Raw genomic sequence first — 18,275 nt, 5'->3', positions numbered from 1 at the left:
CTCGTATTTTTCTGTGGTTAGCCGACGGCCAACTCCATTTGCGGCGCTTGTGGCTCGTGAAAACCGTATCCTGTGATTGATGGATACATGAGTTCGCTTAAAGGCACCGCGCAGCGGGGCAATGGTTCGCGGAAAATGTGTCTGGTTGTTTTATGGGGAAACTTTTCCCCGCTTCGCGCCATGGCGAATATACACTGGGGTGTAATGGTCTCCCCTTGCCTCCAAGCGGTTACATCAACGCGGTCATAGTCTGTGAGCACCACCGGGATCAGAGCAAGATTTAAACGCTTAGCAACTTCAAGCCGATGGTGGCCATCCATGACAAAAAGCGCATTCTGTTGTATAGTGATAGGAACTGTCCAATATCCAGAATTACGGATTTCGGATTCTAGGTAGTCAACATGGTTATAGTCTATCTCTTCTGTTGGTGTGAGCTTAATTGGATCAATCAAAAAATAGCTTGGACTTCTCGTATACATGACGCCTCCTCGACGTTTGGATTAACGAGTGGTGCCCCTCATAGTTTTTATTATCGGCGCGATAATAGCCAGAATGAATCCTTCGTCAACATAATATGATAAGAAATGTCAACTTTAGAGTCGTTCCAGTATACGCCTTAGATAAAGAAGTGCCTTCTCATTGAAATACTTGCATTCTCTCTGATTGTCCGACAACATGACAATATCGTTGAGTGCGGGTAAAAGCTGGTGTAGGGACCCGCCGAGGATGCAATATCCGACAGTATGTATGTGACTGCCAGCGTGTACGGCACTGAGCACCAGAGTGCTTCTTGTCTCATGCTTCCGGGAGGGAAGAGTGAAAATTACGTCTATCGAAACCGTTCGCATTGCCGAGCGCCCCAATCTCCTGTGGGTTCTGGTCCACACGGATGAAGGCGTTACAGGGCTCGGCGAAACGTTTTTTGGCGCAGAAACGGTGGAGGCCTATCTGCACGAGTATGTTGCGCCCAGAGTGCTAGGACGTGATCCTCTAGAGATCGATCGCCTAGCCGCCGATCTGGTGGGCTATGTGGGCTTTCGCTCATCCGGTGCAGAGGTGCGTGGGAATTCCGCATTCGACATTGCCCTGTGGGACATTTTTGGAAAGGTGACAGGACAACCGATTGCGCAGCTGCTTGGTGGGTTTACCCGTCGCGAAATCCGCACCTACAATACCTGTGCCGGGACAGAATATATCAAGAAATCGACCGGCCAGACGACTGCAAATTATGGGCTTGCCACTGCCAGCGGCCATGATGATCTGAATGGCTTCCTGCATCGTGCCGATGAACTTGCTGTCTCCCTCTTGGAAGAGGGCATCACGGCGATGAAGATCTGGCCTTTCGATGCAGCGGCAGAAAAAACCCGCGGCAGCTACATTTCGATGCCAGATCTCAAGCAGGCGCTTGTTCCGTTCGAGAAAATCCGTTCGGCCGTCGGTGATCGAATGGATATCATGGTGGAATTCCACTCTATGTGGCAGTTGCTGCCGGCAATGCAGATTGCCAAGGCGCTGACGCCTTATCAAACCTTCTGGCATGAAGATCCTATCAAAATGGATAGTCTGTCTAGCCTCAGGCGCTATGCTGATGTCTCCCCCGCGCCCATTTCGGCGTCGGAAACCTTGGCCACCCGCTGGGGCTTCCGCGATTATCTTGAAACAGGAGTGGCAGGCATTGTCATGCTGGACATTTCCTGGTGCGGTGGCCTGTCAGAAGCACGAAAAATTGCTGCCATGGCAGAGGCGTGGCATTTGCCAGTGGCACCGCATGATTGCACCGGTCCAGTGGTGCTTTGTGCTTCAACCCACTTGTCTCTCAATGCTCCCAATGCCTTGGTTCAGGAAAGTGTGCGCGCCTTTTACAAAACCTGGTATCGCGATCTCGTCACCGCGCTTCCGGAGGTTTCCAACGGCATGATTACAGTGCCACCCGGCGCAGGACTTGGTATGGAGCTTAACCCGGAGCTGGACAAAGCATTTACTGTCTCGCGCCGCATTTCGAATACCACGTCACTTTAAGCCACTGCATTGGGAGCAGACATGTCAACTCCAGCGTCTTCAACCTTATCCTTCCGCAGTTCAGCGGCCTTCGCTGGTCCAGCCGTCATGCTGCTCGGAATGCTGCTATTCGCCTTGAATGACGCCATGGGCAAGTGGCTGGTTGCCAATTACGGGCTTGGGCAGGTGGTGCTGATCCGCAGCCTCGCCGCTCTCCTCATCCTATCGCCGTTTCTTTGGATGGCTGGGAAAAAGCCGATTATGGAAGCAGAGCGCCCCGGTTTGCAGGTTGCACGCGTTATCTTTTCCACGATGGAGCTTTTTTGCTTCTATTATGCGGTGATGTATCTCCCGCTTGCGGACGTGATGACATACTGGTTGGCGGCTCCAATTTATGTTGCGGCTTGCTCACCCTTCCTCTTGGGCGAGAAGGTTGGCTGGCGTCGGTGGAGCGCAATTGCTGTAGGTTTTGTCGGCGTCATCATTACGCTCGAACCATCCAGCGCTATGTTCACGGCACCGGCAGTCATCTCAATTATTGGCACGGCAGCCTTCGCCTTCATGATGTTATCTGGACGCAGCCTGCGTTCGACCCCGGACAAGACGCTTGTTCTGTTTCAGACAAGCGGGGCTGCCCTCGCTGGCTTGGTGTTTGCGCCTTTTGATTGGACGCCGCTCACCTCAGCAACGGAACTCTTCCTGCTTGGACTTTTGGGCGTCGTTGCAATGAGCGCGCATATGCTTGTAAACCGTGCACTCAAGATTTCCGATGCTGCTACTGTCGCGCCCCTTCAGTATACATTGCTGCTGTGGGCGCTGCTGTTCGGGTGGTGGTTCTTTGGTGAAGTACCGCGGATCAGCATGGTGCTGGGTGCGGTACTTATTGTCGGTTCTGGCCTGTTCATCTTTTTCCGCGAGCAGCAATTAAAGAAGCGGGATCAGGTTCTCCCTGCAGTTCCTGAATGAGAAACAACAGGAACCTCAATGCGCAAAAAAAAGGCCCGTTGCGTGATGCAGCGAGCCTTTCAGTAAGTCAAACAGTTGGAAATTTATTTGCGGATTTCAGCCAATTCAGCGAGGACGGAATCGACAACATCCGCGCCGATCTCTGCCTTGTGCTTCTCGTAAACCACCATTGATTTCTCGCGGATTCGCTTCTGCTCATCGTCGGAAAGCTTGTTCACCTTGAGGCCAGCCTGCTCGATCTTTTCAAGCGACTTCTTGTTGAGGTCAGCAATAACGCCGCGTTCAACATCACGGCCAACAGTGGCGCACTCGCGCAAAGCAGCCTGTTCTTCAGGCGCATAGGTATCGAAAATTGCCTTGGAGAAGAGGAACAGGAATGGCGTGTAGGCGTGGTTGGTCTCGGTCACGTATTTCTGCACTTCAAAGAACTTCGAGGTGTCGATCGTGACGTAAGGATTTTCCTGCGCGTCGATGGTTTTCGTTTCCAACGCCGAGAACACTTCGCCAAATGCCATAGGCGTGGCGTTTGCGCCAAGATTCTGGAAAGTGTCGAGGAAGATGTTGTTCTGCATGACGCGAACCTTCATCCCCTGGAAGTCCTCCCACTTGTTGACCGGACGCACCGAGTTGGAGAGATTGCGGAAGCCATTTTCCCAATATCCGAGATTGACCAGGCCGACGGCGGCCAGTTTTTCGGTCATCATGTCACCGAACTTGCCATCCAGCACTTTGTAGGCTTCCTGAGCATTGGCAAACAGGAAAGGCAGGTCGAAAACACCAAGTGCAGGTTCTATGCCAACAAGTGGCGATGAAGAGGTCACAACCGCTTCCTGAACGCCTGAGCGAAGGGCCTGCGTTGCCTGCAGATCGCCGCCTAGAGCGCCGCCCCAGAACGCCTGCAACTTCATCTTGCCGCCGGTTTTCTGATCCAGGCATTCCTGCATTGCCTTGATGCCATTGCCGACCGGGTGATCTGCGTTAATGCCGTTGGAGACGCGGATCGTGCGCGCCTGGAATTCCGCAAATGCCGGTGCAGCGGTAGAAACAGCAAATGCAAGAGCCGTCGTAGCGAATAGTAGTCTCTTCATGGTTTAATCCTCCCTTTGGATTTCGTTTTAGAAGTTGGCGCGCGCTTCACCTCAGCCATTGTGCCGGGACGGTGACGATCTGCGGGAACAAGACAAGCAGCATGAGGATGGTCACCTGAGCGATGAGGAACGGTGTGATGCCCGTGACTACTTTGCCAAGAGGCACTCGCCCGACGCCGCTTACGACGTTGAGAACGACGCCGACTGGTGGCGTAATGAGACCGATGCAGCAATTCATTATGAACATGACGCCGAAGTAAATCGGGTCGATGCCAGCCTGCTTGATGATTGGCATCAGAACGGGTGTCAGGATCAGGATGGTTGGCGTCAAATCAAGCGCCGTTCCAACCAGCAGCACCAAAAGCATGATGACGAACATCAGCAGCATTGGCCGGTCAATCAGGGGCTCGATGAAGCCAGTGATTTCACCCGGAATGTTCGCAGCCGTGATGAGCCAGGAGGAGACCAGGGCGGCACAGACGAGGAACATGATAATCGCGGTGGTCTTTGCAGCCTGCAAAATGACACGCGGCAGATCCTTTGGCTTCAATTCCCGATAGATGACCATGCCGACAAACATTGCGTAGACGGCGGCAATGACTGCGGCCTCTGTGGGCGTCACAACCCCTGCCTTGATGCCACCCAGGATGATTACGGGCATGCCAAGAGCCCAGGCAGCACGACCCGTTGCGCGAAGACGCTCAGCACCCGTGGTTTTGGGAAGGGGCTTGATATTGTCTTTGCGGACCGTGATTTGCCATGCGACCACCAAGGCTAGCCCCATCAGAATGCCAGGAACTATACCCGCCATGAAGAGCTGCGTGATGGATACGTTCGCTGCCACACCGAAAACGATGAAGGCCATCGAAGGCGGAATGACCGGCGCGATAATGCCGCCCGAGGCAATGAGACCTGCGGAGCGCGGCACGTTATAGCCAGCCTTGGCCATCATGGGGATCAGAATGGCGGCAAGCGCTGCCGTATCTGCAGCTGCAGAACCAGAAATGCTGGCCATGATAACTGCGGCCATAATAGCGACGATACCAAGGCCACCACGAATATGGCCAACGCAGGCAATAGCGAAATCAATGATGCGGCGTGACAAGCCGCCGGAATTCATCAACTCACCGGCCAAGACAAAGAACGGAATCGCAAGGAGAGTGAATGTGTCCGCGCCAGCAATCATATTTTGCGCAATGATCTGGCTATTGAACATCCCCATGTACCACATGAGGGTAACGCCGCAGAACATAAGGGCAAATGCAACGGGCACGCCAATTGCCATTGCGCCAAGCAGAGACGCGATAAAAACGAGAAGGGTCATCAGGCGCGCTCCACCAGTTTTTCGAGGTCCTGACCTTCTCCGGCAAAAGCAGCAATTTCAGCTTCAGTGGTGCGGCCGGTAACGAGTCGGAACAGCCGTTCCAGTGCGATCAGTGCACAACCACCGCCGGTGAAAAAGCCGATGCCATAGACCCAGCCCATGGAGAGGCCCGTGACGGGTGCTTTCATGCTGCTGTTGATGGGAAGCTGTTTCCAGGTGCCCCAGAAAAACAGAAGAGATACGCCGAGAATAACGATATTCGTCAGGATCATGCAGACAACGCGACCTTTGCGACCAAGAAGCGCAACAAGGCTTTCGACACCCATATGTCCATATTCACGAAAGCCCACGACCGCGCCGATGAACGTAAGCCAAACGAAGAAATAACGGGCCATTTCATCAGATACGGTGAGCCCGGAATTGAAGGCGTAACGCAAGATGACGTTGAGGAACACCATGACTGCCATGCCGGAAAGCAGAAAAATAAGCAGCCATTCCAGAAGCTTGAAAAATATATCAATCGCTTTTGTCATGAGGTCACGCCTTATCCAGTAGGCCGCGTTGAGCCAGGTTCCTGAAAAGAGCGCGTGTTCCGAACGCCCATTCCGGGCAGGCATCGCATCGATCGACGAAATTCACGAGCTTCCCCAGTTTGGGCGAGGCAATCTCAACGCGATCACCAACCTCATGCGTAAAACCGAGGCCCGCTCCGCGTCGATCTTTCACCGGTGCGAACATTGTTCCGAGAAACAGTACTGCGCCATCAGGGTATTGATGATTGCGGTTCCGCAATTGTGAAACCAGATTTTCCGGCGTGCGGCTGATTGCTTCCATCGGGCTTTCACCCGTCATTTCGAACCCGTCTTCACCTTGAACGAGAAGCGAGACACGCACCTTGCTCAAGACGTCGAGTGTGAAATTCTCATCGAACAGACGGATGAAAGGACCGAGTGCGCAAGACGCATTGTTATCCTTGGCCTTGCCGAGCAAAAGTGCTGAACGTCCTTCGACATCGCGAAGGTTAACGTCGTTTCCAAGCGTTGCACCAAGGATTTTGCCGTCAGAACGTATGGCCAGAACCACTTCAGGCTCTGGATTATTCCACTGAGAGATTGGATGAATGCCGACCTTATCGCCGCAGGCGACAGAAGACATAGGCTGTGACTTCGTGAAAATTTCAGCATCTGGTCCGATGCCCACTTCGAGATATTGCGACCAAAGACCCATGTCTTGTAGGAGCGCTTTAACTTTTGCTGCCTGTTCTGAACCGGCAACCAAGCCGCGAAGGCTATCGCCCAAAACAGGCGCAAGCTTGATGCGAATTTCCTGAGCGCGACCCGCATCACCTTTAGCCTGCTCTTCGATTACCCGCTCCAGCATACTGTCAGCGAAGGTCACGCCAGCAGCCTTGACCGCTTGCAGATCAACCGGAGCCAACAAATGCCCTGCCTCGCCCGACAGGAACGCATCCACATCGCCCAAATCGCGCAGATTTTCAGCGGCCTTTACCTTTGCGGCAATCCCATCGGTCTCGAGCAGTGTGCTCATCGTTGCTGCCATATATGACAGGTCGAGAACGCGTTGATCTCGAACGACAACAGGGCAGGGACCGCCTGCCTCATTTGACCAGACACGGCCAACCAGCACTGCCTCGCCAGCATCATGCGGTAAAATTTCGGCAGCACGCAGCTTGCGTTGTAACGCCAAGATTAGCCTCCCCCAGTTCCCTCCCGGCGAGCGACACCTCCTGTCATCTCGCCCTATTGTCAGGATGTCTGACAACGCGGTTTGCGAAGTATTAAGGACAGTTTGCGGTCATGTCTACCCCTGCGAGCGCGGGACACAAGCTTTTATGACGGCAGCACTATTTGAACGAAAATGTAATGCTCAGAACTCTTCGAGGCTCAGCTCTATTCGGCTCGCCGCGCCAAGCAGGTGTGTCCGCATCGCCTCTCTGGCGCGCTTAGGCTCTCGACTTGCAATCGCGTCTCTTAAAGCTACGTGCTCTGTAATGGTGACTTCTACAATCTCTTCAAGAACCGCTCGGGCGCGAGCTGCATCAATTGCGTGACTAATTCTTTCCGCAATGAAGCCGACGAACATGGCAAAATAGGCATTGTGGGTAGCCTCGGCCACAGCACGGTGGAACAGAAGATCCGCCTCGACCCCCTGATGAGACCATTTTTCAGCGCCTGTCATTCCCGCCAATGCATCGTCAATACGAACGAGGTCAGCTGGTGTATGGTGCAACGCCGCAAGGCCAGCGGCCTCGATCTCCAGCGGGACGCGAAGTTGAAAGAGCGCCCGAAAGCTGTGTGGATCGCCGAGCTCATCATCGTTTATTCGGATCGGGCGCGCTGACTTCTCGCTCACGAATGCGCCTACACCCTGGCGCGTTTCAACAAGCCCCTCATTCCGCAATTGTGCAATGGCCTCACGAACCACTGAACGGCTGACGCCGAGCGTTTTGGACAATGCATGTTCTGTGGGCAGTCTTTCACCAGGTTTCAAGCGACCTTCGGTGATCTCGTTGGCCAATTGAGCGGCAATGCGTGCCGGGAGATGCTCGCTTCGCCTGATTTGCCCTATACTGATCTGCCCGTTATCCATCGCAATTCCTTTGGTGGCGCTGTTGCCAAATCCGATGTTTACGAATCCTGCGTAAAATTCAATTGGCAACCAGGGTTCATCAGCAAATTGGGATCGATGGCCCGCTTCACAGCGGTCAGCAATTTTCGCTGAGCGTGCGGCAACCGGGAAGCGAAATCCGGTTTTTTAAGGCGCCCAATCCCGTGCTCCGCGCTAATGGAGCCGCCGAAACGATAGAGCACTTCGTTAATTGCAGTCTTGGACGCATATATGCGTTGTGTGGTCTCCTGCACTGGCAGGCCGGAAGGGGGCAGGACGTTAAGATGCACGTTGCCATCCCCGACATGCCCATAAGAAACACAGGTGCAATCTGGACAAACCCCCAGTACTGCAGCTTCTGCGTCGCGCACAAAATCCGGCAGTTTCGAAAGTGGAACGGAAACATCGGTTCTGAGATGCGGGCCACGCTTAGCCTGACCCTCATTCATTCCTTCACGGAAAAGCCAAAGGTTACGTGCCTGCGCCTTCGATCCGGCAATCACACCATCAATCACGAGGCCGTCGGCCATGACGCCCTCCAGAAAACGGTTCAACAGCTCATCAATGTCGACGAGCCCCGAGCCCGAAACCTCCATCAAGACATATGCCTCATAGTCACCGGCAATGGGCATTGTAAGGTCCGGCATGGCCTCGCGTGCCAGGGTGAACGCCAGAGGCGGCATGAATTCGAAGGCAGACATCAGATCACAGCAATCTTTCCGGGCGCGGCGGTAGAGAGCGATAGCGTGATCCAGCGTTGGAAGGCCAAGAAGTGCCGTTGCGACTTGCTGAGCAGGAGGCATAAGCTTAACGGCTACCGCTGTGACAATTCCAAGCGTACCTTCCGCCCCTATGAATAACTGCTTTAAGTCAATCCCACGGTTGTCTTTGCGAAGGGTCGAAAGGCCGTCGAAAACGGAGCCATCTGGCAGCACGACCTCAAGGCCCAGAACGAGTTCACGCGTCATCCCAAAGCGCAACACATTGATGCCACCCGCATTGGTAGACACATTGCCACCAATACGGCACGATCCCTGGGCGCCAAGTGACAATGGAAAATATAGCCCCGCTTGCTCAACCGCATCTTTGAATTCGGAGAGAATGGCGCCCGCCTCAACAACGGCGGAAAAGTCATCGACATCAATCCGGCGAACTGCATTCATCCGCTCCAGACTGATGACAATCTGACGATTTGGATCATCAGGTGTTGCACCGAGAACAAGCCCTGTATTCCCGCCCTGCGGAACAATTGCAAGCTTCAGTTCTCCGGCTAGGCGGACCGCCTTGCAAACATCCTCTGTCGTTCGCGGACGGATCACAGCAATCGCACCGGTCGTCACGTCCCCGTGCCAGTCGCGGCAATAGGGTTCGACCTTTGGACCGTGAAGGACAAGGTCTTCACCCAGTCGGGTTACCAGAGCTTCAATAGCCTCAGCAGGTAAGTGTGCTTCGCCATCCATTCCCGACACGCTCGTCATCGAACCTTCGTCCCTCAACTCGTTAAATTTCACTAATGGCATAAATTGATTTGCGTGGGCATGATATAAGGTTATCAGACAACCCTACAAATAATTTTTTGCGGGAGGTCGTTTCCTCCCTCTGCGTTTCGGGAGGAACTAGTATGCATATTCTGATCATTGGCGCGGCTGGCATGGTGGGCCGCAAGCTAGCGCAAAAGCTGAGCGGGGATGGTGCTGTCGGGGGCAGGGGATTGGAGACGCTGACCCTTGTTGATGTGGTGGCACCAGAGGCTCCAATAGGTTTTCAAGGCAGTGTACACTGCGAAGTTGCTGATCTCTCTGAAGTTGGTACAGCTGAACGGCTGGTCGCAAACCGTCCAGACATCATTTTCCATTTGGCCGCCATCGTTTCAGGTGAGGCGGAACTGGACTTCGAGAAGGGTTACCGGATCAATCTGGATGGAACACGTTATTTATTCGATGCCATCCGCAAAGCTCACGAAGAAGATGCATATCGTCCTCGCGTGGTATTCACCTCATCGATCGCCGTTGTCGGCGCCCCCCTGCCATTCCCAATACCAGACGATTTCCACACAACGCCATTGACGAGCTATGGCACTCAAAAGGCGATCTGCGAGCTTCTGCTCTCGGATTATTCTCGCAAGGGCTATTTTGACGGCATTGGTATTCGTCTTCCCACAATCTGCATTCGACCGGGCAAGCCGAACAAAGCAGCATCAGGTTTCTTTTCCAATATTCTGCGTGAGCCTCTGGTGGGCCAGGAAGCCGTGCTTCCTGTGAGCGAAAATGTGCGCCATTGGCACGCATCACCACGCTCGGCGGTCGGCTTTCTCATACATGGAGCGACGATCGATCTGGAAAAAGTCGGTCCACGGCGTAATCTGTCCATGCCCGGTCTGAGCGCGACGGTGGGTGAGCAAATCGATGCGTTGCGGCGGATCGCGGGTGAGAATGCAGTACGACTGATCCGGCGCGAACCGGATGAAATGATCATGCGCATGTGCGCTGGCTGGGCACCGGGATTTGAAGCAAAACGCGCACGCGAGCTTGGTTTCGCAGCCGAAAACTCTTTCGACGAAATCATTCGCATTCACATCGAAGATGAACTCGGAGGAAAGCTATGACCAACACGCCACAGCTCAGATTCGCTTTTCTAGGTACGGGCCTTATGGGTGCGCCAATGGCGGCACGACTTCTAGCGGCTGGCTTTGTCCTAACCGTCTGGAACCGAGACACCCGAAAGACAAAACCTCTGGTAGAGCAGGGGGCTCGATCATCCGACAGCCCAAGCAATGCTGTTCAAAATGCGGATGTCGTTTTTACGATGCTCTCAGATGGCAAGGCCGTGGAGGAGGTTTTGTTCTCCAGCGGTGCAGTGAAGCATCTGAAACGAGGGGCGGTCGTCATCGATTGCTCCTCGATTGCGCCCCCCATCGCTCAGGATCATGCACTTAGACTGAATGATCTTGGCATTTCGCATATTGATGCACCTGTATCAGGCGGTGTTGTTGGTGCCGAGGCAGGCACATTGGCGATCATGGCCGGAGGAGATGCGACAGTTATCGAAAGCGTCAAAGGTGTATTCGCTCACCTTGGTCGCGTAACGCATGTCGGGCCCTCCGGTGCAGGGCAGATTTGCAAGCTCGCCAATCAGCAGATTGTTGCGATCACCATCGGGGCGGTTGCGGAGGCCATGATGTTGGTCGAAGCTGGCGGTGCTTCACGCGAAAAATTCCGTGAAGCCATTCGCGGAGGTTTTGCAGAAAGCCGTATTCTCGAGATTCATGGCGCACGGATGGTGAACCGTCAGTTTGAACCAGGTGGCCCTTCGAGGCTTCAGTTAAAGGATCTGAATGCTGTAGCCGACATGGCAAAGAACCTTTCACTTTCGCTCCCGCTCACGCAAGAGATTCGCAGTGCTTTTGAAGCCTTCGTTCAGAACGGACACGGAGAAACAGATCACAGCGGACTTTTGCTACATCTGGAAAAGATCAATCGCCAATAATTCTCTTGAGTTTGCGGTGAAATGCGATTTGTGGGGAGGGCGAAACCATGGCGTTCCTCAACTCGTTAGCAGCGTTAGTTCAAGTTATTATGGGAGTAGGTGCGTTCCATTGCATCTTCCTTGCGAGTGACAACCCATTGTTATCATGCTCAAGTTACACATCGTTTTTTAGCCATCGCGGTGTTCCGTTAAATCAGATAAACATAGTTATGGAACAAGGGGCGCTCTCTGATTTGCTTGCAAAACACCCAGTGGCGCTCACCACGCTGTCTGTGAGTGGTCTGTTACGAACGCAGCCTGTGAAAGCTGCTATACAGGTGGCACTGAAAGAGTGAGCGTTAGAGACCCAATTCTCCATCCCTCCAGTTTCTGCCATTCCATGTTCTCATCCCCGAGACGATTGCCAAACATGCCGATTGTGGAAATGGTGGTATCTCTCTCACTTATTGCCTCATCGCACTTGTTTGCCGAGTTCGCGCGGTCCTTACAACTCTTCGCCTGCCAACAGAACGGTTCAACGCTTCCAAATCCCATCCGCCTATTTTCAGAGATACGCATGCAGGTCTTGCTGCGGAGACATTATAGGCTGCACTGCATTTAGTCCGCGCTATCTGACGTCTCTGGCGGATTGATACTGGATACTGCCGTGGAAGGTGGAACAAGTCGAAGATAGTCCGGTTCTTGTAGTTCGGCGTCCGCTGATACAAGACTGGCAGGTTAATGTGAGCCTCATTGCAATTGAAGACGAAGTTATTTCGAGTCCCCCCGATGCACCGTTAGCCATTGAGGCGACGCCCCCTTCCCCGGGTTTATTAGCAGCCAGGTTAGGCGAAACTCTTCAAACCTCAGGCGGATCATTCTGTTACGTGGCCGAGAGCGAGGCCGCCGCCGAAGAAATCGCCGCGGCGTTTTGCGCTCTCTTCCCCCAGCTACAGCTTCTCGTCCTCCCACCGTGGGACTGCCTTCCCTATGATCGATTGCCGCCCTCCCCTCATTCCATGGGACGGCGAATGGATGCTTTGCGGATATGGATGTCGCGCAGCGCTGATCCGACGTTGCTCATCACGTCACTGGAAGCGGTGCTTCAACGCGTTCCACCAACAGCCATCATTGAAGCAAGCAGGCTGGAGCTTGTGGTCGGCAAACCATTTGACCCAGAGGCATTCGATAACTTCGTCAGACAAACAGGTTATGTCGCAGAGGGTGTCGCCGACGATCCGGGTGAGGTCGTGGTTCGCGAGGGTGTGATAGATATATATCCCGCTGGTGCTCCCGGCCCCATGCGTATTGTTCTCTGCAAGGACAATCATGTCCTTGAACTCAGGGGTTTTGATCGTTCCTCACAGCGTACAGAGAGTTTCTTGGAACGCGTCACGCTGGGCCCCGCAACCGAAGCAGTTCTGCCTAATGATAGTTGGAATGAAGAGGTGACGCCATCGGGAACCATGGAGCGGCTTCTCTCTCACCTGTTCGAGGATATGCCTAGCGCTCTAGATCTTTTGGGCGACGCTGAGATTCATTTGGCTCCAGGCATAAAAACGCTTGTTAGTCGCCATTTCGATATTATCGAAGACGCTCGGCAGTTACGATTTGATGTCGACCACGCCGAGAGCGCCGGTTCGCACGCCTTTTACCTGACCCCCAATGAATGGGATCGTTACGCTGATCGCATGAAGGTTAGCGGGTTCAAAATCGAAGAGGGCACCGAGCTTCCAATTAAGTTTTCACGTCCTGATGCGCACCGATCAATCATTGGTTTCGTTCAAAATGCGAGCAAGCAAGGCCAAAAGATCGTCATTGCCGGAATGGGTAAAGGTTTTGAAACGCTTTGCAGACGAGTGGCCAAGGCCATGGAAACTCCTATTCGCGCTGTTGAAAGCTGGGACGATATCCTGGCATCAAATCCCCGCAGCCTTTTGAAATTCCCCTCTCCGTTGGAGACTGGCTTCATTGATCTTCAGTATAATATCGCCGTGATCGCTTCTCCGCAGAGCTATGATGCCGACCAAAGGCAAGGCCTGCTTCGCGAACCTGAGCTACGTATTGGTGATGTGGTCGTGCATGAAGATCACGGCATCGGGATTCTTCGGAATCTTGAACCCATCGACATAGAGGGGCATTCCCGTGACACTGCGCGTCTGGAATATCGTGATGGCGGATCGGTTCTTGTTCCGATGGAGGAGTTCGGAAAGCTGTGGCGATACGGATCAGAGGCCGAAGCCGTTTCGCTGGACAGACTGCATACACAAGCTTGGCAGAAAAAACGCGAAAAGATTGCCAGGGATATCCAGGCTACTGCTCGCCATCTGGCGGCTTTCGCGCAGCGGAGGCAGTCAGCGAATGCGGACAAGTTCGTTCCCCCAGCTATATCATTCGCGTCTTTCGCTCGGCGGTTTCCCTATCCTGAAACACCTGACCAGATCCTAGCCATTAATGATGTTCTTGGTGACCTAGCATCCGGGCGCCCGATGAACCGCCTTGTTTGCGGGGATGTCGGTTTCGGTAAAACAGAAGTTGCCTTGCGTGCAGCGGCGGCTGTGGCCCTGGCCGGAGGGCAGGTCGTACTTATAGCGCCGACGACGGTTCTGGCGCGTCAACATTTCAACACTTTCAAGCAACGCTTTGCAGGAACAAGTATTAAAATAGGCCTTTTGTCGCGCCTCGTTAATCCGCGTGAGGCCAAGCAAGTGAAAGCGGCACTTGCGGAGGGAGAACTCGACATTACCATCGCAACGCATGCTGTGCTCGCCAAGGACGTTAGCTTTGCGCGCCTTGCACTCTTGATCGTAGATGAGGAACATCGGTTCGGGGAGAAAGAAAAGCAGGCAATGAAGGCGCTTGCACCATCTCTGCATGTCCTTGCCATGTCAGCCACACCCATCCCCAGGACGCTGCAATCGGCGATGGTCGGAATTCAAGAGGTCAGCCTCCTCACAACTCCACCGCGCAAACGTCTGCCAATCAGGACGGTTCTTACCGATCTAGATAGCGCGTCCATACGCACGAACCTCATGCGCGAATTCCGCCGAGGTGGGCAGAGCTTCGTTGTTGTGCCACGCATTGAAGACATAGAAGGGGTTGAGCAGTTCCTTCGAAAAGCCGTTCCTGAGCTTTCCATAAAAATCGCACACGGAAAAATGCCAGTGGCAGACATTGATGAGGCTATCATAGGTTTTTCGGCTGGAGACGGTGATGTTTTGCTTGCAACCAACATCATTGAAAACGGACTTGATATGCCGCGCGCCAACACAATCTTCATCTGGAACGCGGAGTTGTTTGGGCTGTCACAGCTTCATCAGTTACGTGGGCGGGTCGGTCGCGGCAGCATTCAGGGGTCGGCCATTCTTATTACAAAAGAGGCCGATGAATTGTCCCCGGAAACATATGCTCGGCTGTTGACTGTGGTGGAAAACAATCGCCTTGGTTCAGGCTTGGCAATCAGCATGCGCGATCTGGATTTGCGCGGCGGGGGCGACCTTGCAGGCGAGCGGCAGGCAGGACACATCAAGGCAATCGGTGTCGGTCTTTATCAAAGCTTGCTTTCATGGTCCGTCGCACGCTCGCGTCAGCAGCAGGACGATACAGGACAGCGGGCTGTTCTTCATATGAGCCTGGCAAGCACAATACCCCAGAGCTATGTTTCAGATGCCGCCTTACGCCTCAATCTCTATGCAAAGCTCTTCCGAGTGGGTTCGCCCAAGGAACTGGATGAATTGAGCGACGAGTTTGAAGATCGCTTTGGGGATATACCGCCAGATGTGGAGCTTCTGCTGCGTCTGGTCCGCTTGCAGCTTTTCGCGGCAAAACTAGGCATAGCCAAGATCGAAGCTGGCCCAAAGGGATTGGCGTTAACTGTCGCTTCAAAAGGAGCATCCAAAAAGCTTGCAGCATCGGCGAAAAAATCAGGAGCGAGCTGGCGAGCGCCGCGCTTTGTCTTTGAAATGGACAAGCCCATCGCCGGTGAGGAACAGCTTGGCTTTGTCGAGCAGTTCCTCGAACACGCGAGCGCGCCGACCACGCAGCCTTGAACCGGTACTACACGAATTCCACGCTCGCCAAGCAGAAAGCTTGCTCGGCGGCAGATCGCCTTCCGATGATTTCGCCTATTACTGGAACCATCTTTCGCCTCATCCTGTTTCCACCGTGACCGTTGTCACAACACGCAGTACCGCGGTCGAAGTTTATGAGAATAAAGGAGAAAACAGATGCTCAAATTTATCGGTGGAACCGTAGGTGTCATATTTTTGATCGGTTTGATCGTGGTCATCCTCCTGCTGAAGCTGATTTTCTAGCTCCAGCAGGAGTGTTGCCGAGGTATTGATCTAAGACCGATCTGATGAGGCCATCATGAGGCCCGGCGGTTCATCTGGATGCTATCTAACCCAATCCTTCCAGAGCCGGCGGTCTCCGCAACATCTGTCCAATTGAGTCCACCACTGTAACGCCAAGCCATCTGGCCCTTCTCATCAAGTGCAAAAAGATGCAGCCAGCCGTTATCAAAAAGGGTGCGCACATGGTCATGGCGCTTCAGGATATCGCTGATCGCTTCTTTGGGAGCCTCAACGGCAACTGTCAGTCTTAATGGATCGTGAACGAAATTGTCGCCATCGTGAACCGACTGCCAGGGAAGGCCAGCACGGAGATTTCCGCCATTGCCTTCCACCACTCCGATACCACCAACCACGTTGTGGAGCAGCTTGTTTCCAGCTCCGAGCAACGAAGGCGCAACGGATGAACCGAAATACTGGAGGCTAATCCAACTTGCGACAACAACGGGTGCCGTCAAGATCAGCTCAAGGATCTTGAAGCCCTCGTCCTTTTTCCAGACATAATCATGCAAAAAGGCTTGTCCCTCCAGCGACCGGCCTGCCGTGCCCGCTCTTGGTGCGGCAATGAAGGCCCGGCATCCCGCAAGCCCCAGTTCTGGCCTCACTTGCGACCAATCACGGCTGCGATCCATGACACTGGCGGCTGTCGAGTTCGGCAGACGTTGAGCCCGCTCGGCCCGTGTCAAGCTGCCCGCCTGAACAAGCCAATTCTTGATACGAACGATATCCTGCGAGGCGATCTCGTTCTCAAGATCACCCTCGAACAGAGTGAGGCTATCTGTTGTCGTGTCGTGCAAACCACCGAGAAAGACCGTATCGGTAGGAATGGCGATACCCTTTGCTGCCAGCTTCTCCCGAACCTCAGTTTCGTTCAGAAGGTTCGCAAGCAAGCGTGCGTTGACGTCTCCAGCATAGCCGCCGCAGGCGCCGCAATGAAGTGCGCTGGCATAGGGGTTGTTGACGACGTTGGCACCGTGACCCGCAATCAACACGAAACGTGCAAAATCTTCGGTCAGGGACATGGCCCTGAGCACCGTTTCGGCAATGACGGCACGTGTATCGAGATCGAGAGCGGATACAAAGCGTGGTTTGGCCGCATCCACGCTTCTACCCTTTACGAGACCTAGACCATCCCGCATCAGCTTGCCAGCATAGACTGGCCCCATGGCCTCAACGAAGGCGAAGGAGGAGACAGCTGCAAGCTTGAACCGACCCCAGGCACGGGTGGCACGCGCGCTGAACCGAGCCTGATCGTCGGCTGCCGTGTCATCATCTACAGCGCTGCAACTGAATACGGACGGCTTCAACAGAACTGGAAGCCGGTTTTCCGCGACCTCAGAGGCAAAACCTTTGTGACTGGTGCCGAGACCAAAGAAGCCCGCAAAGCCCAATGTTATGACAGCTGGATCGACACTCTCCAGCGACCGCCGGAAAACTTCGGACCGCACGTCAATGCAGAAGGCGGCCTGCAGCACCGGGCGCAACTCTGCGATTTTAGCTGTCGAAGGCGAAGCGAGTGTGGCAGCAAGCTTGCGTTGGCTGGCCTGTTCGGCGGCAGCCTGAAGGACACCATCAATAAGCGTTTCGTGATCAACCACCAATGGTTCGGCATGTGCCCGGCGAACATCTTGCCAATTGTTTTCAATTTCGATCTTGTGCCGTATGTAAAGTGCTTCTTCGAACACAAGCCGAATAGCGAGAAGTTCCAGTGCGGTGGTGTCAGACCGCCCTTCGATTTCCGCCTTGAATTGAATATGGCGTGCGAACTGTGCCCAGCCACCGAGCGTAAGAAGCAATTGGTGGAAGTAGGTTCCGGGCTCGGAACCAAAACCGAGAGATACCGCTGCCCGCTCTATCATTCCTTGCGGCGTTTCCGGCGTCTCATCCACATGAATGCTGAAGCCCTTCAGTCCATGGATGTCGAGCGTAAGATCGTGAGTGGCAAAAGCCCGCCAAGCGGAATAGAGCCCGCTGCGCCGGGAGGCCATCCAAAGGGCTTGGCCCTGATCGAAGAAACCGGCGGCAAAACTACCAATCCGCTCTGACAAGAGGGATGGCCAATCCTTCCCCGTTACCCGCGCTACAAGATCGGCGACTGTTGGCAGCCCAGTACCCAAGCGTGGTTGCTTGATTGCAGCTGCCTTTAATGCCGAAACATCAAGAGTGTCACGGAGAGCAGACGATTGGAGCGCCCCAGCAAGATCCTCATCAAGGATCTCTCCCTTCGCGATCTTATCCACATAATGCTTGCGGGGCATTGAAAGCCGTACGCCAGTAACCCGGGCCAGGCGTGCCGCCGTTTGCTCAAGCGTTTCGTTTATTTGGCCAAGAAAGGGATTGACTGCAACAGTGGCCGTCAATGGCCAAGCAGGCGGTATCGCCCGCACCGCCTCATCTGCCGCTTTCGCAAGTGCTTCACTATGAAGGTTCACCGTTGTGTTCAACTTAGTCATCTCA

15 protein-coding genes are annotated in these 18,275 nt (G+C 54.0%); 7 read left to right on the top strand and 8 right to left on the bottom strand.

What is annotated here, in order from left to right:
* Positions 1-17: 17 nt before the first annotated feature.
* The gene (locus tag AC0JZ1_RS16375; protein WP_471883518.1) at positions 18-479 is read right to left on the bottom strand and encodes a ParB N-terminal domain-containing protein; all 462 of its coding nucleotides are present in this window, start codon (positions 477-479) and stop codon (positions 18-20) included.
* Positions 480-816: 337 nt separating this feature from the next.
* On the opposite strand from AC0JZ1_RS16375, the gene AC0JZ1_RS16370 reads away from it, so the two are divergent.
* Both AC0JZ1_RS16370 and AC0JZ1_RS16365 read left to right on the top strand, forming a co-directional pair.
* Positions 817-2,019, top strand: a complete 1,203-nt coding sequence (locus AC0JZ1_RS16370; protein ID WP_471883517.1) for a mandelate racemase/muconate lactonizing enzyme family protein — start codon at positions 817-819, stop codon at positions 2,017-2,019.
* Between the two features lie 21 nt (positions 2,020-2,040).
* Positions 2,041-2,964: a DMT family transporter gene (locus AC0JZ1_RS16365; RefSeq protein ID WP_471883516.1), complete on the top strand. Its 924-nt coding sequence runs from the start codon at positions 2,041-2,043 to the stop codon at positions 2,962-2,964.
* 83 nt (positions 2,965-3,047) lie between these two features.
* Here the strand turns inward: AC0JZ1_RS16365 and AC0JZ1_RS16360 are convergent, their stop codons facing one another.
* The 6 genes from AC0JZ1_RS16360 to AC0JZ1_RS16335 all read right to left on the bottom strand — a co-directional run bounded on the left by AC0JZ1_RS16360 (position 3,048) and on the right by AC0JZ1_RS16335 (position 9,482).
* Positions 3,048-4,052: a TRAP transporter substrate-binding protein gene (locus AC0JZ1_RS16360; protein ID WP_471883515.1), complete on the bottom strand. Its 1,005-nt coding sequence runs from the start codon at positions 4,050-4,052 to the stop codon at positions 3,048-3,050.
* A gap of 46 nt (positions 4,053-4,098) precedes the next feature.
* Entirely contained in the window at positions 4,099-5,376 is a 1,278-nt protein-coding gene (locus tag AC0JZ1_RS16355) for a TRAP transporter large permease (protein ID WP_471883514.1), read from the bottom strand.
* Complete coding sequence (locus AC0JZ1_RS16350; protein ID WP_471883513.1) at positions 5,376-5,909, bottom strand: TRAP transporter small permease; 534 nt, start codon at positions 5,907-5,909, stop codon at positions 5,376-5,378. The genes AC0JZ1_RS16355 and AC0JZ1_RS16350 overlap by 1 nt, the downstream gene beginning before the upstream one ends.
* A 4-nt stretch (positions 5,910-5,913) precedes the next feature.
* On the bottom strand, positions 5,914-7,083 hold the full coding sequence (locus AC0JZ1_RS16345) for a fumarylacetoacetate hydrolase family protein (protein WP_471883512.1): 1,170 nt from the start codon (positions 7,081-7,083) through the stop codon (positions 5,914-5,916).
* A 180-nt stretch (positions 7,084-7,263) separates the two neighbouring features.
* Positions 7,264-7,986 (bottom strand): FadR/GntR family transcriptional regulator, encoded by a 723-nt coding sequence (locus AC0JZ1_RS16340; RefSeq protein WP_471883511.1) that lies wholly within the window; start codon positions 7,984-7,986, stop codon positions 7,264-7,266.
* A 38-nt stretch (positions 7,987-8,024) separates the two neighbouring features.
* On the bottom strand, positions 8,025-9,482 hold the full coding sequence (locus AC0JZ1_RS16335; protein ID WP_471883510.1) for an FAD-binding oxidoreductase: 1,458 nt from the start codon (positions 9,480-9,482) through the stop codon (positions 8,025-8,027).
* Between the two features lie 143 nt (positions 9,483-9,625).
* Between AC0JZ1_RS16335 and denD the strand changes: the two genes are divergently transcribed.
* The 5 genes from denD (at position 9,626) to AC0JZ1_RS16310 (ending at position 15,782) form a co-directional block, all read left to right on the top strand.
* Positions 9,626-10,609, top strand: coding sequence for a D-erythronate dehydrogenase (denD, locus tag AC0JZ1_RS16330; RefSeq protein ID WP_471883509.1), 984 nt, complete (start codon positions 9,626-9,628; stop codon positions 10,607-10,609).
* Positions 10,606-11,490, top strand: coding sequence for an NAD(P)-dependent oxidoreductase (locus AC0JZ1_RS16325; RefSeq protein ID WP_471883508.1), 885 nt, complete (start codon positions 10,606-10,608; stop codon positions 11,488-11,490). The genes denD and AC0JZ1_RS16325 overlap by 4 nt, the downstream gene beginning before the upstream one ends.
* 47 nt (positions 11,491-11,537) lie before the next feature.
* Positions 11,538-11,825 carry a hypothetical protein gene (locus AC0JZ1_RS16320; RefSeq protein WP_471883507.1) on the top strand — a complete coding sequence of 96 codons (288 nt, stop codon included), beginning with the start codon at positions 11,538-11,540 and terminating at the stop codon, positions 11,823-11,825.
* A gap of 531 nt (positions 11,826-12,356) precedes the next feature.
* Positions 12,357-15,518: a DEAD/DEAH box helicase gene (locus tag AC0JZ1_RS16315; protein WP_471883506.1), complete on the top strand. Its 3,162-nt coding sequence runs from the start codon at positions 12,357-12,359 to the stop codon at positions 15,516-15,518.
* Positions 15,519-15,695: 177 nt separating this feature from the next.
* A complete protein-coding gene (locus tag AC0JZ1_RS16310) occupies positions 15,696-15,782 on the top strand; it encodes a small membrane protein YohP (RefSeq protein ID WP_471883712.1) in 87 nt (28 codons plus the stop codon).
* 53 nt (positions 15,783-15,835) lie between these two features.
* Here AC0JZ1_RS16310 and AC0JZ1_RS16305 read toward each other — a convergent pair whose 3' ends face one another.
* Positions 15,836-18,271 (bottom strand): YbcC family protein, encoded by a 2,436-nt coding sequence (locus AC0JZ1_RS16305; RefSeq protein WP_471883505.1) that lies wholly within the window; start codon positions 18,269-18,271, stop codon positions 15,836-15,838.
* Between the last annotated feature and the right edge of the window lie 4 nt (positions 18,272-18,275).

Source organism: Affinirhizobium capsici (assembly GCF_977018625.1).
This window is presented reverse-complemented; position numbering and strand designations above follow the sequence as displayed.

What these genes read in the sequence shown, in the direction of transcription:
- AC0JZ1_RS16375 (WP_471883518.1), bottom strand. Translation starts at nt 479, where the DNA reads ATGTATACGAGAAGTCCAAGCTATTTTTTGATTGATCCAATTAAGCTC.
- AC0JZ1_RS16340 (WP_471883511.1), bottom strand. Translation starts at nt 7,986, where the DNA reads ATGGATAACGGGCAGATCAGTATAGGGCAAATCAGGCGAAGCGAGCAT.
- AC0JZ1_RS16325 (WP_471883508.1), top strand. Translation starts at nt 10,606, where the DNA reads ATGACCAACACGCCACAGCTCAGATTCGCTTTTCTAGGTACGGGCCTT.
- AC0JZ1_RS16320 (WP_471883507.1), top strand. Translation starts at nt 11,538, where the DNA reads ATGGCGTTCCTCAACTCGTTAGCAGCGTTAGTTCAAGTTATTATGGGA.
- AC0JZ1_RS16360 (WP_471883515.1), bottom strand. Translation starts at nt 4,052, where the DNA reads ATGAAGAGACTACTATTCGCTACGACGGCTCTTGCATTTGCTGTTTCT.
- denD (WP_471883509.1), top strand. Translation starts at nt 9,626, where the DNA reads ATGCATATTCTGATCATTGGCGCGGCTGGCATGGTGGGCCGCAAGCTA.
- AC0JZ1_RS16355 (WP_471883514.1), bottom strand. Translation starts at nt 5,376, where the DNA reads ATGACCCTTCTCGTTTTTATCGCGTCTCTGCTTGGCGCAATGGCAATT.
- AC0JZ1_RS16350 (WP_471883513.1), bottom strand. Translation starts at nt 5,909, where the DNA reads ATGACAAAAGCGATTGATATATTTTTCAAGCTTCTGGAATGGCTGCTT.
- AC0JZ1_RS16310 (WP_471883712.1), top strand. Translation starts at nt 15,696, where the DNA reads ATGCTCAAATTTATCGGTGGAACCGTAGGTGTCATATTTTTGATCGGT.
- AC0JZ1_RS16365 (WP_471883516.1), top strand. Translation starts at nt 2,041, where the DNA reads ATGTCAACTCCAGCGTCTTCAACCTTATCCTTCCGCAGTTCAGCGGCC.
- AC0JZ1_RS16305 (WP_471883505.1), bottom strand. Translation starts at nt 18,271, where the DNA reads ATGACTAAGTTGAACACAACGGTGAACCTTCATAGTGAAGCACTTGCG.
- AC0JZ1_RS16335 (WP_471883510.1), bottom strand. Translation starts at nt 9,482, where the DNA reads ATGACGAGCGTGTCGGGAATGGATGGCGAAGCACACTTACCTGCTGAG.